General features: G+C 43.0%; 19 protein-coding genes and 1 pseudogene. 5 read left to right on the top strand and 15 right to left on the bottom strand.

Annotated elements, in window-relative coordinates:
* The first annotated feature begins 895 nt into the window (after positions 1 to 895).
* The 5 genes from DDV21_RS08960 (at position 896) to DDV21_RS08940 (ending at position 6255) form a co-directional block, all read left to right on the top strand.
* Complete coding sequence (locus DDV21_RS08960; protein ID WP_116878410.1) at positions 896 to 1855, top strand: alpha/beta hydrolase; 960 nt, start codon at positions 896 to 898, stop codon at positions 1853 to 1855.
* A gap of 17 nt (positions 1856 to 1872) precedes the next feature.
* A complete protein-coding gene (locus tag DDV21_RS08955; RefSeq protein WP_116878409.1) occupies positions 1873 to 3204 on the top strand; it encodes an SLC13 family permease in 1332 nt (443 codons plus the stop codon).
* A gap of 320 nt (positions 3205 to 3524) precedes the next feature.
* On the top strand, positions 3525 to 4460 hold the full coding sequence (locus DDV21_RS08950; protein ID WP_116878408.1) for a manganese-dependent inorganic pyrophosphatase: 936 nt from the start codon (positions 3525 to 3527) through the stop codon (positions 4458 to 4460).
* A gap of 209 nt (positions 4461 to 4669) precedes the next feature.
* Positions 4670 to 5332, top strand: coding sequence for a DUF1803 domain-containing protein (locus DDV21_RS08945; RefSeq protein WP_116878407.1), 663 nt, complete (start codon positions 4670 to 4672; stop codon positions 5330 to 5332).
* Positions 5333 to 5739: 407 nt separating this feature from the next.
* Complete coding sequence (locus tag DDV21_RS08940; protein ID WP_116878406.1) at positions 5740 to 6255, top strand: YbhB/YbcL family Raf kinase inhibitor-like protein; 516 nt, start codon at positions 5740 to 5742, stop codon at positions 6253 to 6255.
* A 131-nt stretch (positions 6256 to 6386) separates the two neighbouring features.
* On the opposite strand, the gene DDV21_RS08935 is transcribed toward DDV21_RS08940, so the two are convergent.
* From DDV21_RS08935 to DDV21_RS08865, 15 genes and pseudogenes are all read right to left on the bottom strand, one after another.
* Positions 6387 to 7319 (bottom strand): 3-oxoacyl-[acyl-carrier-protein] synthase III C-terminal domain-containing protein, encoded by a 933-nt coding sequence (locus DDV21_RS08935; protein WP_116878405.1) that lies wholly within the window; start codon positions 7317 to 7319, stop codon positions 6387 to 6389.
* 440 nt (positions 7320 to 7759) lie between these two features.
* Positions 7760 to 9034: a F390 synthetase-related protein gene (locus DDV21_RS08930; protein ID WP_116878404.1), complete on the bottom strand. Its 1275-nt coding sequence runs from the start codon at positions 9032 to 9034 to the stop codon at positions 7760 to 7762.
* Complete coding sequence (locus tag DDV21_RS08925; protein WP_116878403.1) at positions 9031 to 9831, bottom strand: MBL fold metallo-hydrolase; 801 nt, start codon at positions 9829 to 9831, stop codon at positions 9031 to 9033. Before DDV21_RS08925 ends, DDV21_RS08930 begins: the two co-directional genes overlap by 4 nt.
* Positions 9806 to 10789 (bottom strand): NAD-dependent epimerase/dehydratase family protein, encoded by a 984-nt coding sequence (locus DDV21_RS08920; protein ID WP_116878402.1) that lies wholly within the window; start codon positions 10787 to 10789, stop codon positions 9806 to 9808. Before DDV21_RS08920 ends, DDV21_RS08925 begins: the two co-directional genes overlap by 26 nt.
* Entirely contained in the window at positions 10786 to 12054 is a 1269-nt protein-coding gene (locus tag DDV21_RS08915) for a glycosyltransferase (protein WP_162886304.1), read from the bottom strand. Before DDV21_RS08915 ends, DDV21_RS08920 begins: the two co-directional genes overlap by 4 nt.
* Positions 12032 to 12664: a hypothetical protein gene (locus tag DDV21_RS11785; protein WP_162886303.1), complete on the bottom strand. Its 633-nt coding sequence runs from the start codon at positions 12662 to 12664 to the stop codon at positions 12032 to 12034. The genes DDV21_RS08915 and DDV21_RS11785 overlap by 23 nt, the downstream gene beginning before the upstream one ends.
* The gene (locus DDV21_RS08910; protein ID WP_116878400.1) at positions 12642 to 13802 is read right to left on the bottom strand and encodes a glycosyltransferase; all 1161 of its coding nucleotides are present in this window, start codon (positions 13800 to 13802) and stop codon (positions 12642 to 12644) included. The genes DDV21_RS11785 and DDV21_RS08910 overlap by 23 nt, the downstream gene beginning before the upstream one ends.
* 1 nt (position 13803) lies before the next feature.
* Entirely contained in the window at positions 13804 to 14550 is a 747-nt protein-coding gene (locus DDV21_RS08905; RefSeq protein WP_116878399.1) for an SDR family NAD(P)-dependent oxidoreductase, read from the bottom strand.
* 220 nt (positions 14551 to 14770) lie between these two features.
* On the bottom strand, positions 14771 to 15319 hold the full coding sequence (locus tag DDV21_RS08900) for a DUF2812 domain-containing protein (protein WP_116878398.1): 549 nt from the start codon (positions 15317 to 15319) through the stop codon (positions 14771 to 14773).
* Positions 15320 to 15761: 442 nt separating this feature from the next.
* The gene (locus DDV21_RS08895; RefSeq protein WP_116878397.1) at positions 15762 to 16088 is read right to left on the bottom strand and encodes a PadR family transcriptional regulator; all 327 of its coding nucleotides are present in this window, start codon (positions 16086 to 16088) and stop codon (positions 15762 to 15764) included.
* 281 nt (positions 16089 to 16369) lie between these two features.
* On the bottom strand, positions 16370 to 17575 hold the full coding sequence (locus DDV21_RS08885) for an alpha/beta hydrolase family protein (RefSeq protein ID WP_116878395.1): 1206 nt from the start codon (positions 17573 to 17575) through the stop codon (positions 16370 to 16372).
* The gene (locus DDV21_RS08880) at positions 17559 to 18023 is read right to left on the bottom strand and encodes a MarR family transcriptional regulator (RefSeq protein WP_116878394.1); all 465 of its coding nucleotides are present in this window, start codon (positions 18021 to 18023) and stop codon (positions 17559 to 17561) included. Before DDV21_RS08880 ends, DDV21_RS08885 begins: the two co-directional genes overlap by 17 nt.
* A 142-nt stretch (positions 18024 to 18165) precedes the next feature.
* Positions 18166 to 19171: pseudogene (locus DDV21_RS08875) on the bottom strand (FecCD family ABC transporter permease).
* Entirely contained in the window at positions 19168 to 20193 is a 1026-nt protein-coding gene (locus DDV21_RS08870) for a FecCD family ABC transporter permease (protein WP_116878393.1), read from the bottom strand. Before DDV21_RS08870 ends, DDV21_RS08875 begins: the two are co-directional and overlap by 4 nt.
* A 15-nt stretch (positions 20194 to 20208) precedes the next feature.
* Positions 20209 to 21135 (bottom strand): ABC transporter substrate-binding protein, encoded by a 927-nt coding sequence (locus tag DDV21_RS08865; protein WP_116878392.1) that lies wholly within the window; start codon positions 21133 to 21135, stop codon positions 20209 to 20211.
* Positions 21136 to 21242: the final 107 nt, after the last annotated feature.

Genomic DNA, 21242 nt, shown 5'->3' with positions numbered 1-21242 from the left:
TTTTTTTTGGGGGGTCATTTTCTAACTTTTTTATTAATAGTTGAAAAACTGGTGTCATTTCTGAAAGCAAAGCCTTTTTGTATCTTTCAGATTGTACATAACATAATAGAAAAAGTATTTTTTGTAAAAGAATGGTATAATAGTAGTAATTATTTTGAAAACGGTAACAGTTATTCTAAATATTGAAACGAATGGGTTTAAACGTTGCGGGTGTGAGAGTGGGGTAGAAATCGGCAAATTGTCATAACTGACGATTTCGACTTTGTTGTCCCACCTCCGAACAGTTGATCAGGGAGGCCGCTATCCCTTGCGCAATAAGGGATAAGAACTTCCAATCAACCACTGCGCCAAACGCATCTGTTTAAAAAAGTAAAACAAGGTGGAACTTTTGTACCAGCCTCAGCCCGAACTTGAAAATTGGAGAATGAGGGAACCTATAATGCGAGGTTCTGTCACAAGGCTAAGCTGGACTGAAGGCAGACAAAAATTCTAGCTTCCCAAATTATTGCTTGTACGATAAACAAGATGCAGTAGCCTAGCGCCATTTTAAGTTGCTTTTTCAAAGTTTTAAAATATCTGCTAGGCTTTTTGAGGGGGCGAGATGCCGAACGTTATGGTCTGGGGTTTTGTCCCGCTCCCTAGCCGTCTGAATGCTTTGTCGTCTTAGCAGCCGACCGCAGCATTCTAGCCGTCTTGACAGGGGTGCGTCTGCGAAATCACAGATTTCGGACTTACCGCCAGCCGTAGCCGTCTGAATGCTTTGTCGTCTTAGCAGCCGACCGCAGCATTCTAGCCGTCTTGACAGGGGTGCGTCTGCGAAATCACAGATTTCGGACTTACCGCCTTTTCATACGGATTTTTTCACGGGCTTTGTATCTTATTGGAGGAGGGGAATATGGATTTAAAACCGTTTCCGGGTTATGAGGATCATCTTTATAGTAATATAGCAGCGGTTACTGATGAAATAAAAAAACGTAAGGAAGCTCAGGGAAAGGCTATGATGGCTTATGAGCTGCCTGAAGGAATGAGCATGGAGGATCGCTTCATTCCAGGTCCTGAAGAGGGACAGAAACTGCAAATTCGTATATTTAAGTCAGCTGGTTTAGCTGAGCGGGCACCCATGATTTTAGATATTCATGGCGGGGGATTTGTTGCTGGGAATATTTCTTTTGACAATGCCCGCTGCATTGCTCTTGCAGAGCGGGTACCAGCTATCGTGGTATCTGTGGAATACCGCTTAGCTGGCGGTACTGAAGGGGTCAGTTTTCCTGCTCCGCTCTACGATTGTCATGCTGCTTATATGTACTTGCATGAGCATGCTGATGACTTAGGCGGTGATGCTGACAAAATCGGTCTGCATGGTTCCAGTGCGGGCGGCAATTTAGCTGAAGGGCTGGCTCTGTATTTACGAGATCGCAGCGAACCTCAGCCCGCTTTAACTGTTATGAACTGCCCAACTGTTGATACTGCTATAGAGGAGTCTATGTCTTTTCAGCAGCTCATCGAACTGAAAATGGGGCCTGATCAAAAAGCTTTAGGGGCTGAAGCTGCATATTTAGGAGGCTATAATGGTACCGTTCCGTCTTACTATGCTTTTCCTAAATTTTGTCATGATTTGGGAGGGCTAGGACCAACTATGATTATAATGGGAGAGTATGATACTTTGCGTGATTCAGCACTTGAATACGGTCAGCGTTTGCTGAGGGCAGCTGTTCCATGTGAATTGTTTGTAGCTCCGAGGGTCGGGCATACCTTTACAGCAGCTCCCCATCCTTATACTGATTTTGTCCATGAGATGATGGCCTGGTCCTTTAAGCGTGAGTTTGGCCTTTTAGATAATTTGATCAAAAAATAAAATCGGAGGATTTATCAATGAGTCCAGCAATTTTAGCCTTAATTATGCTTGCGATTATTATCGCCAGCATTGTTACGAACAAAATTCCGATGAATTTTGTCATGTTTGTGGTGCCGGTTATCTTTTGTTTTTTGCTGGGCTATGATTTGGCTGAAACCAGCAATTTAATCTTAAACCAGATTAATACGGTAATGTCACAGACAGGTTATATGCTTTTGTTTGGTTTGATTTATTTTGTGATGCTGACAGAGACCGGAATGTTTGATATGATGGTTAATGCGCTTATTCGGCGCATCGGAAATCGTCTCAACGTTGTTGGTATCATGATTTTAACCAGCGCTATTGGTGGGATTGCCTATCTAACAGCCAATATGTCTACTACTTATCTGATATGTTTTCCTATTGTTATTCCGTTATTCAAAAAATTTAATCTAAGGCGTGATTATGCTTTTATCCTTTGTCAGACGGCAGTTGCTGCCATGTGCTGGCTGCCTTGGGGAATCGGGTTGATTATGTCAGCGACAATGGCCAATACCAATGCTGAGAGTCTGGCAGCAGCTTCTATACCGTGGGGTTTGTGCTTTATTCCGGCTATCATTTTACAATGGGGTTATTTTGCTTATCAGCATAAAAAAGAGCACAAGACTTTAGGTTTACCCGAAGGGAGTCAAGGTGAAGCAGAAACAGCTGAAGCTGTTTCAGAGGATAAGCCAAATGCGAGGCCGCAGCTCTTTTGGTTTAATCTTTTGATTTTTTTGGCTGTCATTATCAGTCTGGCTTACTTCAAGTTTCCGTCTTATTTAGTCTTTATTGCGGCTGCTATTGTGACGTCGCTGATTAACTATCCTAAAGATTTCAACGATATTTGGAATAAGGCTGGCGGAACTTTCTTTAATGTTTTTATTATGCTGATTGCTATTTGTTTTTATTTAGCTGTCTTTAATGCAGCCCCAGAGGATGGCAGCAGGCTGTCGATGGTCGCTTCTTTAGCCGAACTCCTTGAGAGTGTTTTTCCGGAGTTTTTGATGCGTTACATGCACCTCATCTTTTTAGTTTTGGCAGTACCGCTCATTTATTTTATTCCCTATCAGCTTTATAATGCGCTTTATCCCCTATTTATCTCGGTTGGAGCCTCTTTTGGCCTGACACCGATTATGGTTATAGCGCCCTTTGTCTGCAACTTGGCTTTAGCAACTAGTGTGACGCCGATGAATTCTTCAACCTATGTTGGGACAACTCTTTGTGAAGTTGAGACAGATACTTATACAAAATATGCTGCTCCTATTATGTTTGTAACCAATTTAGTGGTTATCGCAACAGCTTTGATTTTTGGCGTTTTGCGTGTCTGACTGAGCACTTGGCAGTAGAAAAAACACATGAATTTAAGGTAAACGGTTCTTAGATTCATGTGCTTTTTATTTCATTCCTTTAACCCTTTTAGTGTCAATGGTTTCCTGTGTTCTCTTATAATTTTATGTGGTTTCGTTTTGGTTATTAAAAAAATATCAGAGCAGGCTATATTTTAAAGCAGTCCTTTTTAAAGACTTCTGTCAGAGTGATACAGCATTGCTCATTTGTTGTAAAATCCCATTTTCTTTTTAGAATTAAATTGCGCTAAAACTTAAATTTTGCTAAAATTGAGGAGAAATAATATTTAAGGGGTATAATCATGTCAAAAATTCTTGTTTTCGGCCATCAAAATCCAGATTCTGACGCTATTGGTTCAGCTATTGCTTTTGCTTATCTCGCAAAAGAAGCTTACGGTATGGATACAGAAGCAGCTGCTTTAGGTGCACCTAATGAAGAAACAGCTTTTGTGCTGGATTATTTTGGTGTGCCGGCACCGCAGGTGATTACTTCTGTCAAAGATGCAGGAGCAGAACAGGTTATCTTAACCGATCACAATGAATTTCAGCAATCAGCTGCTGATATCAGAGAAGTGGAAGTCGTGGGAGTAGTGGACCACCATCGTGTCGCTAATTTTGAAACGGCTAACCCTCTTTTTATGCGCTTAGAGCCTGTGGGTTCAGCTTCTTCAATTGTTTACCGCATGTTTAAGGAAACTCAAGTGGAAGTTCCTAAGGCGATGGCTGGTTTGCTTCTGTCAGGATTGATTTCGGATACCCTGCTGTTAAAATCACCGACAACGCATGCTACCGATTCTCAGGTAGCTGAGGAGCTTGCTGAACTGGCAGGTGTTAACTTGGAAGAGTACGGTTTGGCTATGCTCAAAGCCGGGACAGATTTATCCAGCAAATCAGCAGCAGAATTAATAGCTATTGATGCAAAGAGCTTCCCATTAAACGGCAATCAGGTCAGAATTGCCCAAGTGAATACAGTTGATATTGCGGAAGTACTTGAGCGCCAAGAAGAGATTGAGCAGGCTATTCAGGCGAGCAATGCAGCTAATGGATACTCAGATTTTGTGTTAATGATTACGGATATTGTCAATTCTAACTCGGAAATTTTGGCGCTTGGTGCCAATATGGATAAGGTAGAAGCTGCTTTTGATTTTAAATTGGAAAATAATCATGCATTTCTGGCGGGAGCAGTTTCCCGGAAGAAACAAGTTGTACCGCAGCTGACAGCCAGTTTTGGCGGATAAAAGCCATCGGGCTGTTTAGAAAATTATCGTATAGGGAGGCTGGTATGATACCAGCCTCCCTGTTTTAAACCTTATTGCAATCTAGTTCTGGCCAGTTTTATAATTGCTGTTTCTATACTATTAACAAACATAACGTCTTTCTTTTTAAAAACACGAACAATTTTCAGAAGATAGTTGAAAATAAAAGATGAGATTGGTATTATAAACCTATGATTAAAATTTTTCATCCTGACCGATTAACCAGTCAGCCTTTTTTTCAAGAACTGATTAATTTTTTATATCCTGATAAGACAGTTACTTTGCGACAGATTAAACAGGCCTTTCCTTCAATTGTTAAAATTGACCGTTTTATTGAGGATTATGTTCAGGCTGGCTATCTGTTTCGTAATAACCGACGTTACAGTTTGACCTTGCCCTTGGTGACAGAGGAGAGCATAGTAGGTTTAGATGATATGGTTTTTGTGGATACAGAAAGTCCACTCTATCGGTCTTTGCTGGCAAGGACCTTTACAACTGTCTTGACCAATCAAACTAATCAAGCGCTTTTGCTGGAGCGGACAAGCTTAGACCGATCGGAGGCAACCTTAGCTAACTATTTTTACGGTTTACGCCAGTCTCGGCCTCTGCCGGATTCTTTGCAGCCTCTGTATCATCTTCTTGGAGATGTGAATCAAGAGTATGCCTTAAAATATATGACAACCTTTCTTTTAAAATTTGGCCGGCGCTCCGAGGTTTCTCAGAAAAGACCGGATATTTTTGTTCAGGCTCTGGAACTGCTGGGTTATATCGCTAAGAACGGTAGCGGCAGATACGAGCTGTTATTGGAATTTTTTGAGGAAGAGCTGACCTTTAGAACAAAAATTAATCCTTGATAGGATAAAACAGATCCGGCTGTACTGTGTGGTTAAGAAGTCTGTTTTTTGAAACTGCTGCACCGCAGTACTGCTGGATCAGCTATATCTGTTTAATTGGCCGTCTGAGAAATTCAGACTGATTTACGGTTATTCTCTGCCAGTCTGTTAAAAATATGGTAAACTCTTAGAAAAGGCTATAAATGATTTGAATACGGCTTAAAATCCTAGTGAAAAAGGCCAGACCATATTGTGCTGCCTTTGATGAGAAGCCGTAGCTGTCTGAAGGCTTTGTCGTCTTGACAGCCGACCGCACCCTTCTAGTCATCTTGGCAGAGGTGCGTCATCGAAATCGAAGATTTCGGACTTACCGTCATTTTCATACGGATTTTTTCATGGTATTTATATCTTAATTAAGGAGAGGTAGGATGGCAGCTGAACGTTTATTGTTTTCCTGCGCTGGTATCAAAGAGGGCGGGGAGTTCCCAATCGTTTATACGGGTAGAGGGGAAAATAAATCGCCGGAATTTTACTTACAAAATTTGGATTCACGAGCTAAGACCCTTGCATTGACTTTAGAAGATTTAAGCCATCCTTTAAAGAAGGATTTTACGCATTGGCTGATTTGGAATATTCCGGCAAGAGCTTCTATTCCTTCTGGTATTCCTAAAGGAAAGACAGTGGCAGAATTGGGGGGTGCCAGACAGGGATTGGCCTATGGCTGGCATTGCTATGCCGGTCCTAAACCGCCCTTTGGCCAAACGCACCGCTATCGCTTTAGGCTTTATAGCCTGGATCGCAAACTGGATTTGGGCCCTTATACGAGGAAATCTGTTTTTTTAAAAGCTGCTGCTCCCTATATTCTGCAAAAAGGGGAGCTGACTGCCAGCTTTGGCAGCAAAAAAGAACCAGAGAAGCAATGGGTTCCTAGTTTTTCAAACTAAATGCATCAAGAAACTTAAAAGAAAAAAGATGGGCAGGCAGCATGATTGTTTCGCAATCAGGACTGCCTGTGCCCATCCTTTTTTTGATTTGCTGATATATACAGCAAATCAAAAGATAATTATGAGAGCTGTTACAATTGCAGTAAGAGCATATTTGTAGTTAAACCAGCTGCTGTTCCCATTAAGAGAACTTTGTTTCCCTGACGAATACGCTTCTTTTCTAAAGCTTGACAGAAAGCAAAGGGAACAGAAGCAGAGACCATATTGCCGTATTCAGAGATTAAATCAATAAACTGATCAGGTTTAATCCCCAATTTTTCCATAACTAATGGCATAGCTCTGCTGGCTTGGTGGGGGATAACCAAGTCTAAGTCTGTTGTTGTCATGTCATTTTTAGCTAGAAAATTATAGAACATTTGCGGGAGTTTTTTGACACTGAGACTTAAAATTTGTTTGCCCTTCATATCGAACATGAATTCTTCCTTAGTGGCTTCGGAGTATTGTTTAGGGTGAACAGCAGATAAGCCAGCACGAATTTCTGTAGCATGGGCTCCTTCAGACCACGTTTTCTGTATACTGTCAATAATGCCGCTCTGCTCGTCATGACTTTGGCTGAAAATCATAGCCGCAGCGCCGTCACTGAAAAGTTCAAAGCTTTCTTTTTGCTTTGGATTGAGGGCGAGAGAACCGACTTCGCTGGAAATAATCAGTACATTATGATAACGTCCAGCTTCAAGCGGGTAAGATATGAGATCCAATGCCGTGATAAAACTGGTACAGGTCGTGTTAATATCGAGCGCTGGAATGTCTGTACCTTTAGCAAGCTGTTCATGGATCAAAGCAGCAGTACAGGGAATGGGCTGAATACCAACAGCACTGGCAGATACGATACAGTCAATCTCGTCAATTGTCATTTTTGCCTTAGCCAGAGCTCTTCCAGCTGCCTGTACAGCAAGATGTAATTGGTTTTCATCTTGACTGACTCGGTAACGGGTCTGTTTGCCAAAATGAATAGCCTTCTTTGGCAAAGCGGTTCCATATCCTTGTAACTGTAGTTTCCTCATAAAAATCTCCTTTTAAGTAAGATACAAAGCCCGTTAAAAAATCCGTATGAAAATAGGGGATGGCAAGTGATGCCTAATCATCACGATGACAGCCATCTTTTTCACTAGGATTTTAGGGCGTGTTCAATTATAACAAGATACAAAGCCCGTTAAGAACGCAAAGAGAAAATAGACGTCCGACCGCTGAGTCACTAAAGACTCAAGGGAGGGCGGTCTTTTTCTCACAGCGTTTAGGGCGTGTTCAATTTCACCAAGATACAAAGGCCGTTAAAAAATAGGGGCAGACTAGTGGTGTTTGTATCACGCAAATGTCTACGGCTGACGGTAAGTCCGAAATCTTTGATTTCACCGGCTGTTTGCCATGAAAGCAAAGTTTCTTTCTAAGCTTTTTTCTCAAAGTGTTTTTTTGGAACATTTGAGAAAGAAGTCTGAAATACGGATTAGCTCTTGGCCATCAGCCGGCACACACGCCTTAATTTACGATCCGCAGGCGGTTGATAAGCAATAAAGCGCAGACGGACACCGCGAATGTCTAGACTTGCAAAGAGGCGGTTGAATTCTTTTTGCAGTTCATGCTTAGATGTTTGATTCAAATCTTTGACAGCAATGGAGACTTCCTGTTCAGAAAGCTGAAAAACCTGATATTCTCTGATATTCTCTGTAAAAAGAAAGCAGCGTCTGATAAAGTCTGGGTAGATCAGTACTTCTTTTTGCCTGCTGTTTTTAAAATAGAAAATATCATCAGCCCGGCCTTCAATTTTTTCGATAACTTGCAGAGGGGATCCGCAAGGGCATTCTTCATTGCTGTCAACTAAAATATCGTTCAGTTGATAAGAAACAAAGGGCTGCGACTGCCGCTTGAAATCAGTGATAATGGGATAAAAACGTTTATCATCTATATAGGCTTTTTCAAACTTAATACCGTCTTCATTGAGATGCAGCCGGCCGTAATCGCAGCTGTAACCTAAAAAACCTTCTGTTGCTTGGTAGATTTGATAAATGATTTTTTTGTCAAAAGCAGCAGCTATATAATCATGGTCCTCTTTCTCCAAAATTTCAGCTACTGAAATGATTTTTTCTGGATTAATGTCCAAGTCTCGCTGTGCCTGATAAGCGGCCAGTTGATTTAAGACTGACGCCGGTGCAATTAAAATTGTCGGCTGAAGCTGGTCAAGCTGTTTCAGATGATTCTCGAGGGGGACAGTCATGTCAAAATAATGCAGTTTGATAAAAGGAGACTGAACCGTCTCATATAGGTTATTATTAGCTCTTAAGAAAAAGGCAATTTTGTGTCCCAGCAGGCGTTTTTTGGGCAGGAGCTTAGCCAGAATGGTTCCGGCCCAGACAGCTTGTTCCTTGGGGCTGGTCAGAAAAATTCCGCGGTGACCGGAGGTTCCGGAGGAGAGACCGACAGAGATTCCCTGATAGTCAGGTGAAAAATCCCGCAGACGCTCACTTTTAATAGCTAAATCAAAAGCTGTGTCTTTTTTAATACCGACAGTATTAAGCTCATCAAAATGAGTCATCATGAAATCCTTGTCCATATGGAAACTATCTATATCAGGATGTTTCTGAAAATAGGGTGATTTCGCCTGAAAGTAAGCTAACTGTTTTGCCACAGCTTTTTTTTGATAAGCTTCAAGAGCTTGGCGGGAAGGCCAGTGCTGCAGCCAGCGTGTCTTAATAAAAGACTTTAGAAAATGATATTTTTTCATACCAGCAGGCTCCTTATACGTGCTTCCTGATCATGACTCACCACAACCTTAATACCGGCTGCCATGATTTTTTCCAATATGTGAGCACTTTTTTGGTAGGCTTTGAAATCGTTTTGAATCATCCGGGGGAGCAGGCGCATTCGGTTAGTTAAAGACAGCAGAGGGATGCCCCAGGTGACATCCGCTGCGATAAAAAAATGCTTCTCAGGCAGAAAAAGACAGCACTGCCCGTCTACATGCCCCGATAAAGCACTTAGAAGCATGCTGTTATCGCCAAATAAATTATAAACTGGCAGAAAAGGGAAATCTGTATGGGTTTCATGCGGCTGAACAATCTGCAGACGGCTGATAAAATCATCGGGCAAAAATTCCTGAAAAATTAAGGAGCGCTTTCGGGCGTGCTGATATTCTGCGAAACAGTCCTGTGTGATAATAAAGCGGGCCTGGGGGAACTGTCGGGTATCGCCGATATGATCAGGATGTAAATGGGAAAGAATAATATAATTGATGTCTTCCGGAGGAATGCCCTTGCTTTTTAATTGTCTGGAAATAGTCTGTTCCGGCCTTAAAACGATTGGATTTGGCGCTCGGTAAAGCAGGTACTTAAGTTTATTGGACATAATAGAATAACCATAGCCAGTGTCATATAAAATATAACCTTGGGTTCGATGTTTTATCAAAAAGACTCCAGCCGGGAAGTTCCATGTTTCTTTAGGAATGCCTTTAAATAAGAAACGGGCCTGATTGCTGCAGAAGCCGCAGGCAAAATAGTCAAGAGATTGGATGGTGTTTGACATAATTTTGGACTCCTTCAAGCAAACTGAGCTGAGGGCTGTAGCCGAGTTCGCGCCTGATTTTATCGATGGACAGGGTTTGGCTGTAAGCCAATAAATAGTATGTATAGCGGGTAAGGGGCGGTTCTTTGGGACTGCGGCATAAACGGTAGCTAAATTCGAGAAGCGTAACCAAAACGCCCAAAAATTTAGCGTTGTAAGGACGGAACTGAGCTGTTTTTCCCGCTTCCTTAAAAAAGAGCTCAAGCAATGTTTTAAACGGCATAGGCTCGCCGTTTGTGACATTGTATATCTGCCCCAGAGCCGCCTCTTTTTCAAGACAAAGTCTGACAGCATAAGCAGCATTTTCAACACAAGTCATATCGATCAGCTGCTTTCCTTGATGCAAAAGGGGGATACCTAAACTGTCATTAACACGTAAGAGCCGCGGAACAATACTGCTGTCGCCAATGCCAAACAGCCCTCTGGGACGTAAGATGACACTTGGTACACCTTTAGCCTTTAAAACCAGCTGTTCAGCCAAAAGTTTACTCTTTATGTAATAGTTCAGCTTATTTTGCTGCGGAGCTTGTTCTTCAGTCAGGTTCAGCTGGTCATGCGGTCTAGCATAAATACTGGGCGAAGAGATATGGACTAAACGCTGGCAGCGGTATTTTTGACAAAGCTCTAAAATATGCTGTGTCCCTAAAACATTGGTGTCGTAAAAATCTTGCCAGCGTCCCCAGAGATCAGACAAAGCTCCCGCGTGAACAACTCCTGAACAGTCTTTGATAGCTTTTTCAAGATCAGAAGAGCTCCTTAAGTCTCCTCGAACAAAAGTGAGTGAGGGGTAATCTTCTTCCAGTTTTTTACCAACGGCCTCCTTGCGGCCAAAAGCAACAATCTGATAATTATGCGCGACTAATTCACGGACAATGTACTGTCCTAAAAAACCAGTTGCTCCTGTTACTAAAACTTTCATATTTCTCCTAATAAACGGTTGATTTCTTTTTCTACAGTATCAGCAGGGGTATAAGTCTGCGCCGCATGACAGAGTTCTTTTAAAGCTGGCCAGTCAGCTGTTTCTAGTAAAGCGGTGAACTCCTGATCGATTGTTTCAAGTGAAGCAGACCTTTTAAGACGGCGGCCGGCACCAAACCAAGCCAAGCGAGCGGCATAATCCGGCTGATCGTAATCATAAGGGATAGCCAAAGCAGGCTTACAGTGTCTAATGCAGGCATAGGTAATGCCTGCACCGGCATGATGAATAACAGCATCAACCTGAGGTAAAATCATTTCATAATCCAGATAAGGGCTGATAAGGATATTATCAGCTAACTTTTTTTCAGCTGCGGCTGATTCTTCCTGCCCCAGCGAGACAAGGAATTGAATCTGCGGATGTCTGGAGGCCAAATCGGCCGTGATAGCCAGCATCTCTTTTTTCCCCCATAAAAGGTGCGTGCCGTTGGTAACCAAAATCCGCTTAGCAAAAGGCTGATTCCAAGTCTTTTCTGCCGGATAAGACGGTCTCTTTAAATAAGCAGGACCGGCCCATTTCAGCTGCGGCGGAAAGTCATCACGAAATTCAAATTCTTTCATACCAACAGCTACAATGGATTCCGGGGAGTAAAGATTTTCCAGCCCTTGTTTATTATAGATTTTAAAGCGGTAGGATGCCAAACGGCGGTGATAAAGAAGAGCTGCCGCCCGTTTAAACAAATGAATGAACTGCCGTCCGGAACAGTCCCTCAATGTTCCCCATAGATTGTTTTTGGGACTTAAGCCGCCCAGATAGCTTGGCGTACCGCTAGAGCTTTCAATAGCAAATGGTGTAGGGATAACCGTTATCCATTTAAAAGACATTTTTTGATAAAGCAGAGCGATTGGGGCTGCCGTAAAATCGGCAATAACCATATCCGGCTGATAGTCAGAAAAAGCATCTTCCAGCTCTGCTGACAGCTCGTCAAGGATAGCTAGATACTGAGAAAACTGTTTTAACATGCCCAAAACGGAAATCTTTTTCTCAGTGTTGGCAATACGTTCAAAGACATAAGGGTCTTCTGTATGGATAACCTGACAGGAGAAGCCGCTGGCCGTAACCATCTCCTTCTTGGCCAAGCCTGTATAGACACGAATACTATAATCGGCGTTTTTCAGGAACGGCTGAAGCAGTCCCAGAAGCGGATAGAGATGGCCGCTGAAAGGAGGAGCAACGGCCGCTATTTTAATATGTTTTAATCCGGTCATAGATGATCCTCCTAACATCAGGATTGCTGAGATAGTCAAAATGATTATCAGCAGTCCAAGTCTGCACAGGATGGCGGTCCAAAAAACGGGAATAATAATCTCTATATCCTTTAATAACATGCAAATCAAGCAGAGAAGAAGACAGCTGACTGTGAGCAACCGGCCCTAAAGCAAATACTTTCAAGGGGTGAATCAATCGTTCTTGCTGCAGGAGAATAGATAAAAGATTTATTCCTTGGCTTTGAGCAATAATAACGCAGTCTCGATATTGTAAGAGAGGCTTTAGCAACCGGCAGATATCAGCCTGAAAACTTTTGTCTCTGACAGCATGCCAGTAATAATTAATATTGGAGCAGCTTGCCTGAAGTAAAGAGACATTATCACTCTTCTCATAAGTAAATTGCTGGTGATAAGGGAAATTGCTGAACACAGGGTGATAGCCTGCTCGGCTTAATTCCTGCAGCAGCTCTTTTTGGACAGTGCTTAAGGCAGCTGTGTTAAGCTGGCTGCTTCCGCTTAGAATGAGCAGTAGTTTGTCTTGATTTAAGAGACTTCCTTGCTGTTCATCCAGCTGCTGAAGCCTTTTTTTATAATGATTGAAATGAAACATAGCGAATTTTTCCATCAGCGACTCGGATCTTTCTTTGCCGCCAAACAATCACAGGTCCTGTTATCAACGTGTACAAGTAGATAAAAGGTAAAAGCAGATCATTTAGACATTCAAAACCAAGCGCTGAGAGGCTTTCCTCTTTTTTTAGGATATGCCGGCGAAACAAACGCTGGGCAAAGGCTTTCGCTGTGAGAAGTCCTAATCCCCACAGCAAACCGTGCCAGCCCCATAAGAGGCTACTGCTGAGTAAAAGGAGCGGCAAGACAGCAGGGAGAAAAGCGATGAGTAAAAACGAGAAAGAGAAATTCTGTTTGATAAAGACATTAGCAAATAGAAGCCATCTTTTTAATAAAAGCAGATACTGCCAGCCTGACTGGACGGTCGTTCGGACTTGGCAGAACAGGCTGGACTGAATGATTCTGATATGCTCGGTCCGGCAGACTGTCGCCAAAGCTAAGTCATCGCACAGCCAGTCCTGAATCTGTTCAAAGAGGCGATGGTTTTTAAAGGTTGCGGTTTTAGCAAAATAAAACATGCCATTTAGGGATCTGCTGTCTTTGACTGCTGCCATCGAAAAGTAAGTAAAGAAGGACTGACTGTTAACAAAAGCGGCAAGAAGAGCAGACCAAAAATTTTCTTTATCATCGTTATAAGGAATACCAGTCACCAGCCACTCATCAGGCAGAGCAGCATACAGTTTGATTTGCGGCAGAACCGTTTTATCAATAATACTGTCGTCATCTAAAACAACCGTATAAACTGTATCAACAAGCTTCAGGCCTTTCTGCAGTTTAAAAACTTTGGGATTAAGATTATCCGAAACATTTTCGCAGAGTATCAGGCGGATTCGGCTGGGATTGGTTTGCTTGTCTATAATGGTTTGGCATATATCCTGAGCCAAACTGTCATTCTGGTCAACCAGCCAAATAAACTGCATATCCTGAGTATGGTCAAGATTAGCCTGCAGACAGTCAGAAAGGCGCTTATCACCTGACAAGATTGGCTGCAGTACGGTATAGTCACTGTCTTTAAAGGCGGAATCAGAGCCCAAAGGCAGCTGATTAAAATATTTTTGCGCCAAAAAGATACGCAGGCCAAATAAGAACACCATAAGTAAAGTACTGATGAGATAAAACATTTTAGCTCCTAATTCGGTTCAAAATTGCAGCTGTCAGAAAAAGGCTGACACGGATGGGCAAAATTTTAAATAAGCAGTTAAGAATCCGGCTTCCTAAGCCAAAAACAGCCAGAGGACGTTTGTGACGGCAGACGGATAAAATTTTTTGAGCCGCTGATTTTGGGGACAGCTGTCCGCCTTTTTCAGCCTGATCAGAGCTTAAAAAAGCTGTCGCCACAGGCCCTAGGCATACTGTCTGAACAATAACGCCGCTTTTTCTCAGCTCCTGACTCAAACTTAAAGAGTAGGAGAGCATGGCTGCTTTACTGGCGCTGTACATAGCCATGTAGGGATGAGGAAGTCGTGCAGCCAGTGAACAGACAGTGATAACCCGACCTTGCTGTCCTGCTGCCAGCCATTTCCGGCAAAAAAATTTTGTCAGAGAAAGCGGACTTAAGAAATTAAGCTGTAGCATTTGTTCATCATTAGCGGCAGAAACGTTTAAAGCATCTGCAATCTCCCCCCTGCCGGCACAGTTGATCAGCAGATCAATATTAAAATCGGTTAAAGCGGATAATTCTGCGGGATCAGATAAATCAGCTATGATGATTTGGCAGTCGATTTGGTAAGTTTGAATCAAATCTTTTTGCAGCCGCTGCAGTGCTGGCTGCCTTCTGGCCGTTAAAATGAGATTGACCTGTTTTTCAGCAAGCAAGTAAGCCATCTCACGCCCAATCCCCGAACTGGCTCCGGTTAGCAGTGCCCGCATAACTGTATACTCCTGTTTTTTCCCATTATAACATATAAAAACAGAAAATTTATTGAAAAATAGTCAGGCAAAACTTATTCCGGCAAACAATTTTTTGAAATACTAAAGCTGGATACAAAAAGCAGCAAATCTTTTTTTCAAGACTTACTGCTTAATACGCCGCTGTGATAGATGCTGGATATTCAGTTTTAGAGAGAGGGCAGCACTTGTAAAAATCAACTTATTCCCAAAGCCTTGTTTCGTCTTTAGGTGCGGCATATTGCCGATGTTTTCGGATTCCCAGAAATAAAAAGATCATTCCGGAAATCATAAACCCGATTCCAACAATCACTGTAAACCAAAACGGAACACCTCTTTGTTCTGCATAGTTTAGTGTTTGAAGCAACAAAGTTATTCCCAAAAGGAAATGCGTTATGCCGATAATAAAGAAATGTGTATATCGCTTATTCATCTGTCTTCTGACCCCCTTACTGTCAGTATACAGGCTCAGCGGACCATCAGCCGTATTTTTCCGCAGATAGACTCTCCCGCCATACTCGGAGACAACTGAAATGCCGCTCTGCTTCAGAAATGAAAGATAGTCCTTCTTTTTGCTGCCAATATAATCCGGCAAGTCTATTTTGTATTGGAATTTCGCCGGAGAAGCCACCTCAAACTCATAGCTACCATTATGACATTCCACGAGCATCAGCCCCTTTTCCCCCTGTTCGTTCAGCCACTCTTCCTCTTTTTGAATGTCCAAAAAAGCCTTCTTAACAGTTGTTTTCATAGCATGCCTCCTTAAAATAAGATACAAAGGCCGTTAAGAAATCCGTATGAAAATGGCGGTAAGCCAGAAATCTCTGATTTCGTTGGCGCACCCCTGCCAAGATGACTAGAAGGGTGCGGTCGTCTGTTAAGACGGCAAAGCCTTCAGTCAGCTACGGCTAGGGTCGTTTAACAAGATGCTTGCATCACGCTGGCAGGCATACTCACAGAGCAGCCGCACTCGTACGTCAGCTTGCGCTTCCTACGATTGCGTCTCTTTTTCACTAGGATTTTAGGCCGTGTTCAGTTCCGCTAAGATATAAAGGCCCTTAAAAGAGCAAAGCAAAAATAGGAAAATTAATGAAGAGTTCTTAGACTCTAAGCAATTTTATGCTCACAGAGCAGTCACATCCCACCTGTAAGCCGCTTAAATTTTCTGCGATTATGTCTTTTTTGCACAGCTCTTAGACCGTGTTCTGTTTTATCTTTTCGGCATTGTGCAGCAATTCCTCCAAACGCAGCAGTTCCTTTTCAAAAAACTGCTTTCCTGTGTCTGTAATGATATACTCAATCTTTCTGTCTTGTGGACGCTCATCCAGTGCTCTGATCCATCCCTTTTTCTGCAGAGTATCCAAAGCTCCATAGAGAGAACCGGCTCCGAGTCTGACACGGTTATTTGTCATCTGTGCGATATCCTTCATTAAAGCATAGCCGTGTGCGGGAGAATGGAGCCGCAGCAGAATATAAAAGACAGACTCCGTGAGAGCGCCGCTGTTTGCTGTTCGGCCCATGACTGCTCCCTTCTTTGTTACGTTTTTCGATATATCTTTACTTGTAATATATCACAATCTGTAATAGATGTCAATAATCAAATAGAAAAAATCACGGAATAGTGATTTTGGTCAGTTTTGCCCCACACAAGCACTTGTCGCAAGCTTCTAGGAGCTGGTTTTTCTGTCACTTTTCGAAAAGAATTATTTAATTGCTGAACCGTTACACTGTGAATCAGAATTTGTGAATTACAGGACTGAAAAATCTGGCTGCTTTTCTCCGACATTATCGCCTGCTGTATCTATCTGTTTTTAAAGGTCATATCCAGCCAATCTAAAACAATGTGGTTCATGAGCCGCAGGTTATTTACCTGACAATGGGCGTCTGCACCGCTGAGACTGTCAAATTCCTTCAGAGCAGCCGGAATGTCTCTTGCAGACAGATTTTGGGCCAGAACTTTAGCCTGCCTGATCAGTTCAGCATCTTCCCCCTTTCCGGCAAGGAATAGAGAGGGAACAGAGATTTTATCTATATTTACCGTATAGGCCTGTTTTAGCACTTCCTTAACAGCCTGACTGAAGTTTTCTGTCCCAAACTGCCAGGCATATTTTTTAAGCTGAACGGCTGTCACTGCACTGACACTGGACAGCAAGCTGCCTGCAAACTGCAAAACCGGATTGGGAAGTGCCGAAAGCCGGCCAAAAGAGTGCTGAAACACAGCTTTGATATCATAAATCGGAGTCGAAGCAATCCAAGCCTTAATCCTCTTATCTTTTTCTACAGCCTGTGCGGTGAAATAGCCTCCGCCGCTTAGCCCTGCTAAAGCAATAGCACCAGAAGGTGCATCGTACCAGTCTAAAACAGCCGAGACAGCCTGACCAGCATCAACTGTAAAAGTGAGGTTTCTTGCCGGATTGATTCCCTGGCCGGGTAAATCGACCATGAGCACATTATAATCTGCCTGAAAAGCTTTCTGCCCTAAAAAGTAAAACAAGTCTGCTCTGCCAGTATCACCGCCGCCAATTACCAGCAGTGTCGGCTGCTTCTCCCTTCGGCTTTTTAAATAGTAGCCCGGCAGATGAGTATTCTGGTAGGGGATAGTGATTTCCTGCAGAGGCAAATTGGCTAAATGGCTCCCTTTTGAGAAATATTCTTCCATTCGGTCATAATTGCTCTGATAATCGGGAAGTCTTGGATCTGAGAACTGTAAAGCTGCTTTTAAAGCATAACAAGCTCCGAAATATTGCTGGGAAGCCGTGCGGCAATACCCTTTTTCAAGAGAACGACGAGCTTGTTCAGCCAGATAATGAGCATGCTGCTTAAACCCCGATTCCCAGTCCTGTGGCTGCCCATTCCTTATCTTTTGGGCGATAAGAAGGATTTCTCCCGGGCTCATGCCTATGAGCTGACTGATACCTAAGCTCCAATTCAGCATAAAATCCATATCCTTATTGCGAAAGTGAATTGGTGTTTGCTGCCTTTTGAGAAGTTCACTGCCTGCTTTCATTATTGCCTCCTTCAAATGTTTCGATAATGTTCATAACAGCATGGTCCAGCTGTTTATATAAGTCAGCTATAGTTAAAAATTCCTGAGCATAATTGCGGTCATCCTGATGCCAAAGAGCAGCCTGCTCAAATAAACCGCGCATCTCTTTTAAAATCTGCATACGATGAGATATATAAGCAACAGTACCGTAAAGATGAGGAGTGATCTGCCGTTCACGGCTGTTTTGAGACCGCCGATAGCTAATCAGTTCTTTTTCTGCCAAAGAACGCAGAGCAATGCTGGCACTGGCCTTCGATAGCTTTAACTCTTTTAAAATGCGGCTGAAGGTCACCGAGTTCTTTTTTTCAGTAACCAGAAAAGCAAGAATAAGCGCCTGATTTTTGGCAAAGCTCAGCCCTGTGAAGATTTTACTGATTTCCTGTATTTTTTTAGATTTTTCTTTATCCATAAGTCCTCTTTTATTAACATAAATTAGTTTAGTTCATCTAGAACTAAACTAATTATAACACTCTCCTTTTGGATTTCAAGAAAAATCCTTCCTTAATCTCAGATAAGGAAGGATTCTGTTTTGCAGCTGAATTAACGGCTGTTTAAGCTGCTGTTTTTAACATCAAATAAAGAAAATAGGGGGCACCAATAACTGAGACGACAAGGCCTGTCGGGATGCCTGTCCCGACCAGCAGCACACGGCCGATTGTATCGGCAGAAAGCAAAATAAGGATACCGACAAAGACTGAAGCGGGCAGGACAAGATGGTGGTTGCTTCCAAAAATTCGGCGGGTAATATGTCCTGCGACTAAACCGACAAAGGTGATATTACCTACTAAAATAACGCTGAAAGCTGCTAATGCAGTAGAAAGCATCAATATGTATAAGCGTTCTTTTTGCAGCTGAAGCCCGAGTGCCAGAGCAGTCTGTTCATTAAGGTTCATGATATTAAGTGCCTGACTGCGGCTGTAGGTCAGCACCCACAGCAAAATCAGAACAGGAGCAAAAAGCCCCAGCATTGTCCAGTTCCCCCCCCGTAACTTTACCGCTCAGCCACTCAACGATATAAGACATTTTATAATCATCAAGCCTTGAGATAATAGTAACCATAACACCAGACAGCATGCTGGAAACGCCGACACCAGTGACAATTAAACGAACAGGACTGATACCGTGGTTTTTCTTACGTGAAATGAGGTAGACAGCCATGATAGTCGTCCAGCCTCCCAGCATAGCAAAAATCGGCGTCATACCTACAGCAGCAGGATCGCTGAAGTCGGTCAGACCGACTGCAAAAGCAACAGCCAGACCGGCTCCAGTATTAATACCAAGGATACCGGAGTCCGCCAAAGGATTTTTAGTCAATGTTTGCAGCAGAACACCAGCAAGAGACAGTGAGGCACCGCCCAAGATGCAGGCAATAATGCGGGGCAAACGAATTTTTGTAATAATCAGAAGCATAAGATGGCTTTTGCTGCCTCCAAAAACAGCCAGGCTGTCCCCGAGGGATGAGTTTGCATAACCGACGGAGAGCGACAGAATAAAAATAAAGATAAAGAGAAGCAGCAAGGAGGCAAACCGCAGTTTAATCTGTTTATGGGAAATCATAGGTTGCTCCCCCTTCTAATCAGCCATAAAAAGCAAGGCAGACCGATAATAGAGATGATTGCGCTGATCGGTGTTTCAGCCGGCGGGTTGAGATTGCGGCAGATGATATCAACCCACAGCATAAAAGTCGCACCGGCAAAAGCTGTTAAAGGCAGCAGTATTCGGTAGCTCTTAGGGGCGAACATACGAATAAAATGCGGAATAATCAGGCCGATGAAAGAGACTGAACCAACTAAAGCGACGGCTCCGGCTGACATCAGCAGAACAATTCCAAGCAGAGCAACTGTGACTGCAAAAGTGCGCTGGCCCAATGATTTAGCCACTGTCTCATTGAGACTGAGAATCGTTAGCTGATGGGCTAGCAGCTGGGCTAAAATGAAACCGGAAATGATAAATGGGGCAATAATAGCCAGCATTTTCCAGTTAATTTGTACTAATCCGCCTGCCTGCCAGCCGATAACAGCCGTTGACAGATTAAAATAGATCGTTACTGCTTGGCCGATAGCTGAAAATAGGGTTGACACCATAGCTCCGGCTAAAATGAGCCGCAGCTGATTGTAGCCCTTCCCTTTCTGATAAGACAGGCCGAAGACCAGAAAGGCTGCTGCAAAAGCTCCGAACAAACAAATGACTAACAGGCGCATATAATGCATATTATCAAAGACAGCATAACCGATAATGAGAGCCAGCCCGCTGCCGGCATTGATCCCTAATAAACCCGGATCAGCAATTGGGTTGCGCGTGACCCCCTGCATAATGGCTCCAGCCTGAGCCATAGCAGCGCCGACTAAAATAGCGGCAAAAGTACGCGGGAGCCGCAAATCGATAATAACATCCTGTTCTCTGGAATCCGTTAAAGGATGCCTGAAAACCTCAATTAACTGCGCGTGACTGTATTTAAGCGCACCGAAACGTAAGGCAGCATACCAGCCGAGTATAAAAAGCAGCAGCAGAATGCCAGCAGCCAGCCAAGGTGTTTTTAGCCGGCCGGCTTGCTTGAGAAACTTTTTGTCATTACTCATATCATTAAGCTTCTTCTAGGAATTAGCATCCTTAATCGCTTTGACAAATGCATCAATCTGCAGGTCAAGTGACATTGGGTCGGAAAAGTAAAAGAGATTGTAGTCGATTTCAAGAGCCTGTCCATTCTTTACGGCCGGCAGACTTTGCCAAATATCACTTTCTTTGAGCGAGGCGGCAGCTTCTTTAGTGTCAGAATTGACATTGATAAGAGCATAATCGCCGATATAATCAGGCAAGGCCTCTTGTGAGACACCAAACCAGCCGTCTTTAAAGACATCATCGACCACTTTATCCGGTGCAGCATAACCGAGTGAATCATAAATTAATTCACCGCCTCGGCCGAAGTTATTACCGTAGAGATAGATGTTCTTATCATAGAAATCCATAACAGTAAAGGTTGTATCCGGATCAAGATAGTCTCCTAATTCCTTTTTAGCCTGATCGGTCTTTTCTTCCCACTCATCCAGCCAAGCCTGTGCCTGCTTTTCTCTGCCAAAGATTTGTCCAAGGTCAGTCAGCATCTGCAGATAATCACTTTTTCCATAAGTAATTTCAATAACTGGCGCAATTTCTTTGAGCGTCTCCAGATTATCATCACCGGCAAATACAAGGATTAAATCCGGTTCTTCAGCGGCGATAGCTTCGCTGTCAGAAGTTGTCAGCTGCACTGCGTCCTTCAGTTGGTCGCCAAAAGCCGCGCTGTTTTTTTCAAGATCAAGAGAATAGCTGGAAACATCAATCCCCAGTTCTAAAAGATAACCGGTGTATGAGTAAGCAAAGTTGACCACCTTCTCCGGATTTTCAGGAATATCACCATAATAAGTGATGCCTTCAATTTCAGGCATAGAAGAAAGAGCAGCAGAATCATCAGATTTCCTGCCGCAGGCAACAAGAAAACAAACCGCTAAAAAAGCAGTTATATAAAGCAACATTTTTTTCATTTCAACACTCCAAAAACAAGATACAAAGCCCGTTAAAAGAGCAAAGCAAAAATAGGAAAATTGACAAAGAGTCGCTAAGACTCTAGAAAATTTTCTCTTTTTTGCAC

The sequence above is a fragment of the Streptococcus chenjunshii genome, from assembly GCF_003086355.1.
Classification (GTDB): Bacteria; Bacillota; Bacilli; order Lactobacillales; family Streptococcaceae; genus Streptococcus; species Streptococcus chenjunshii.
The sequence above is the reverse complement of the archived record's forward strand: the minus strand, read 5'-3'. Positions and strand labels throughout refer to the sequence as shown.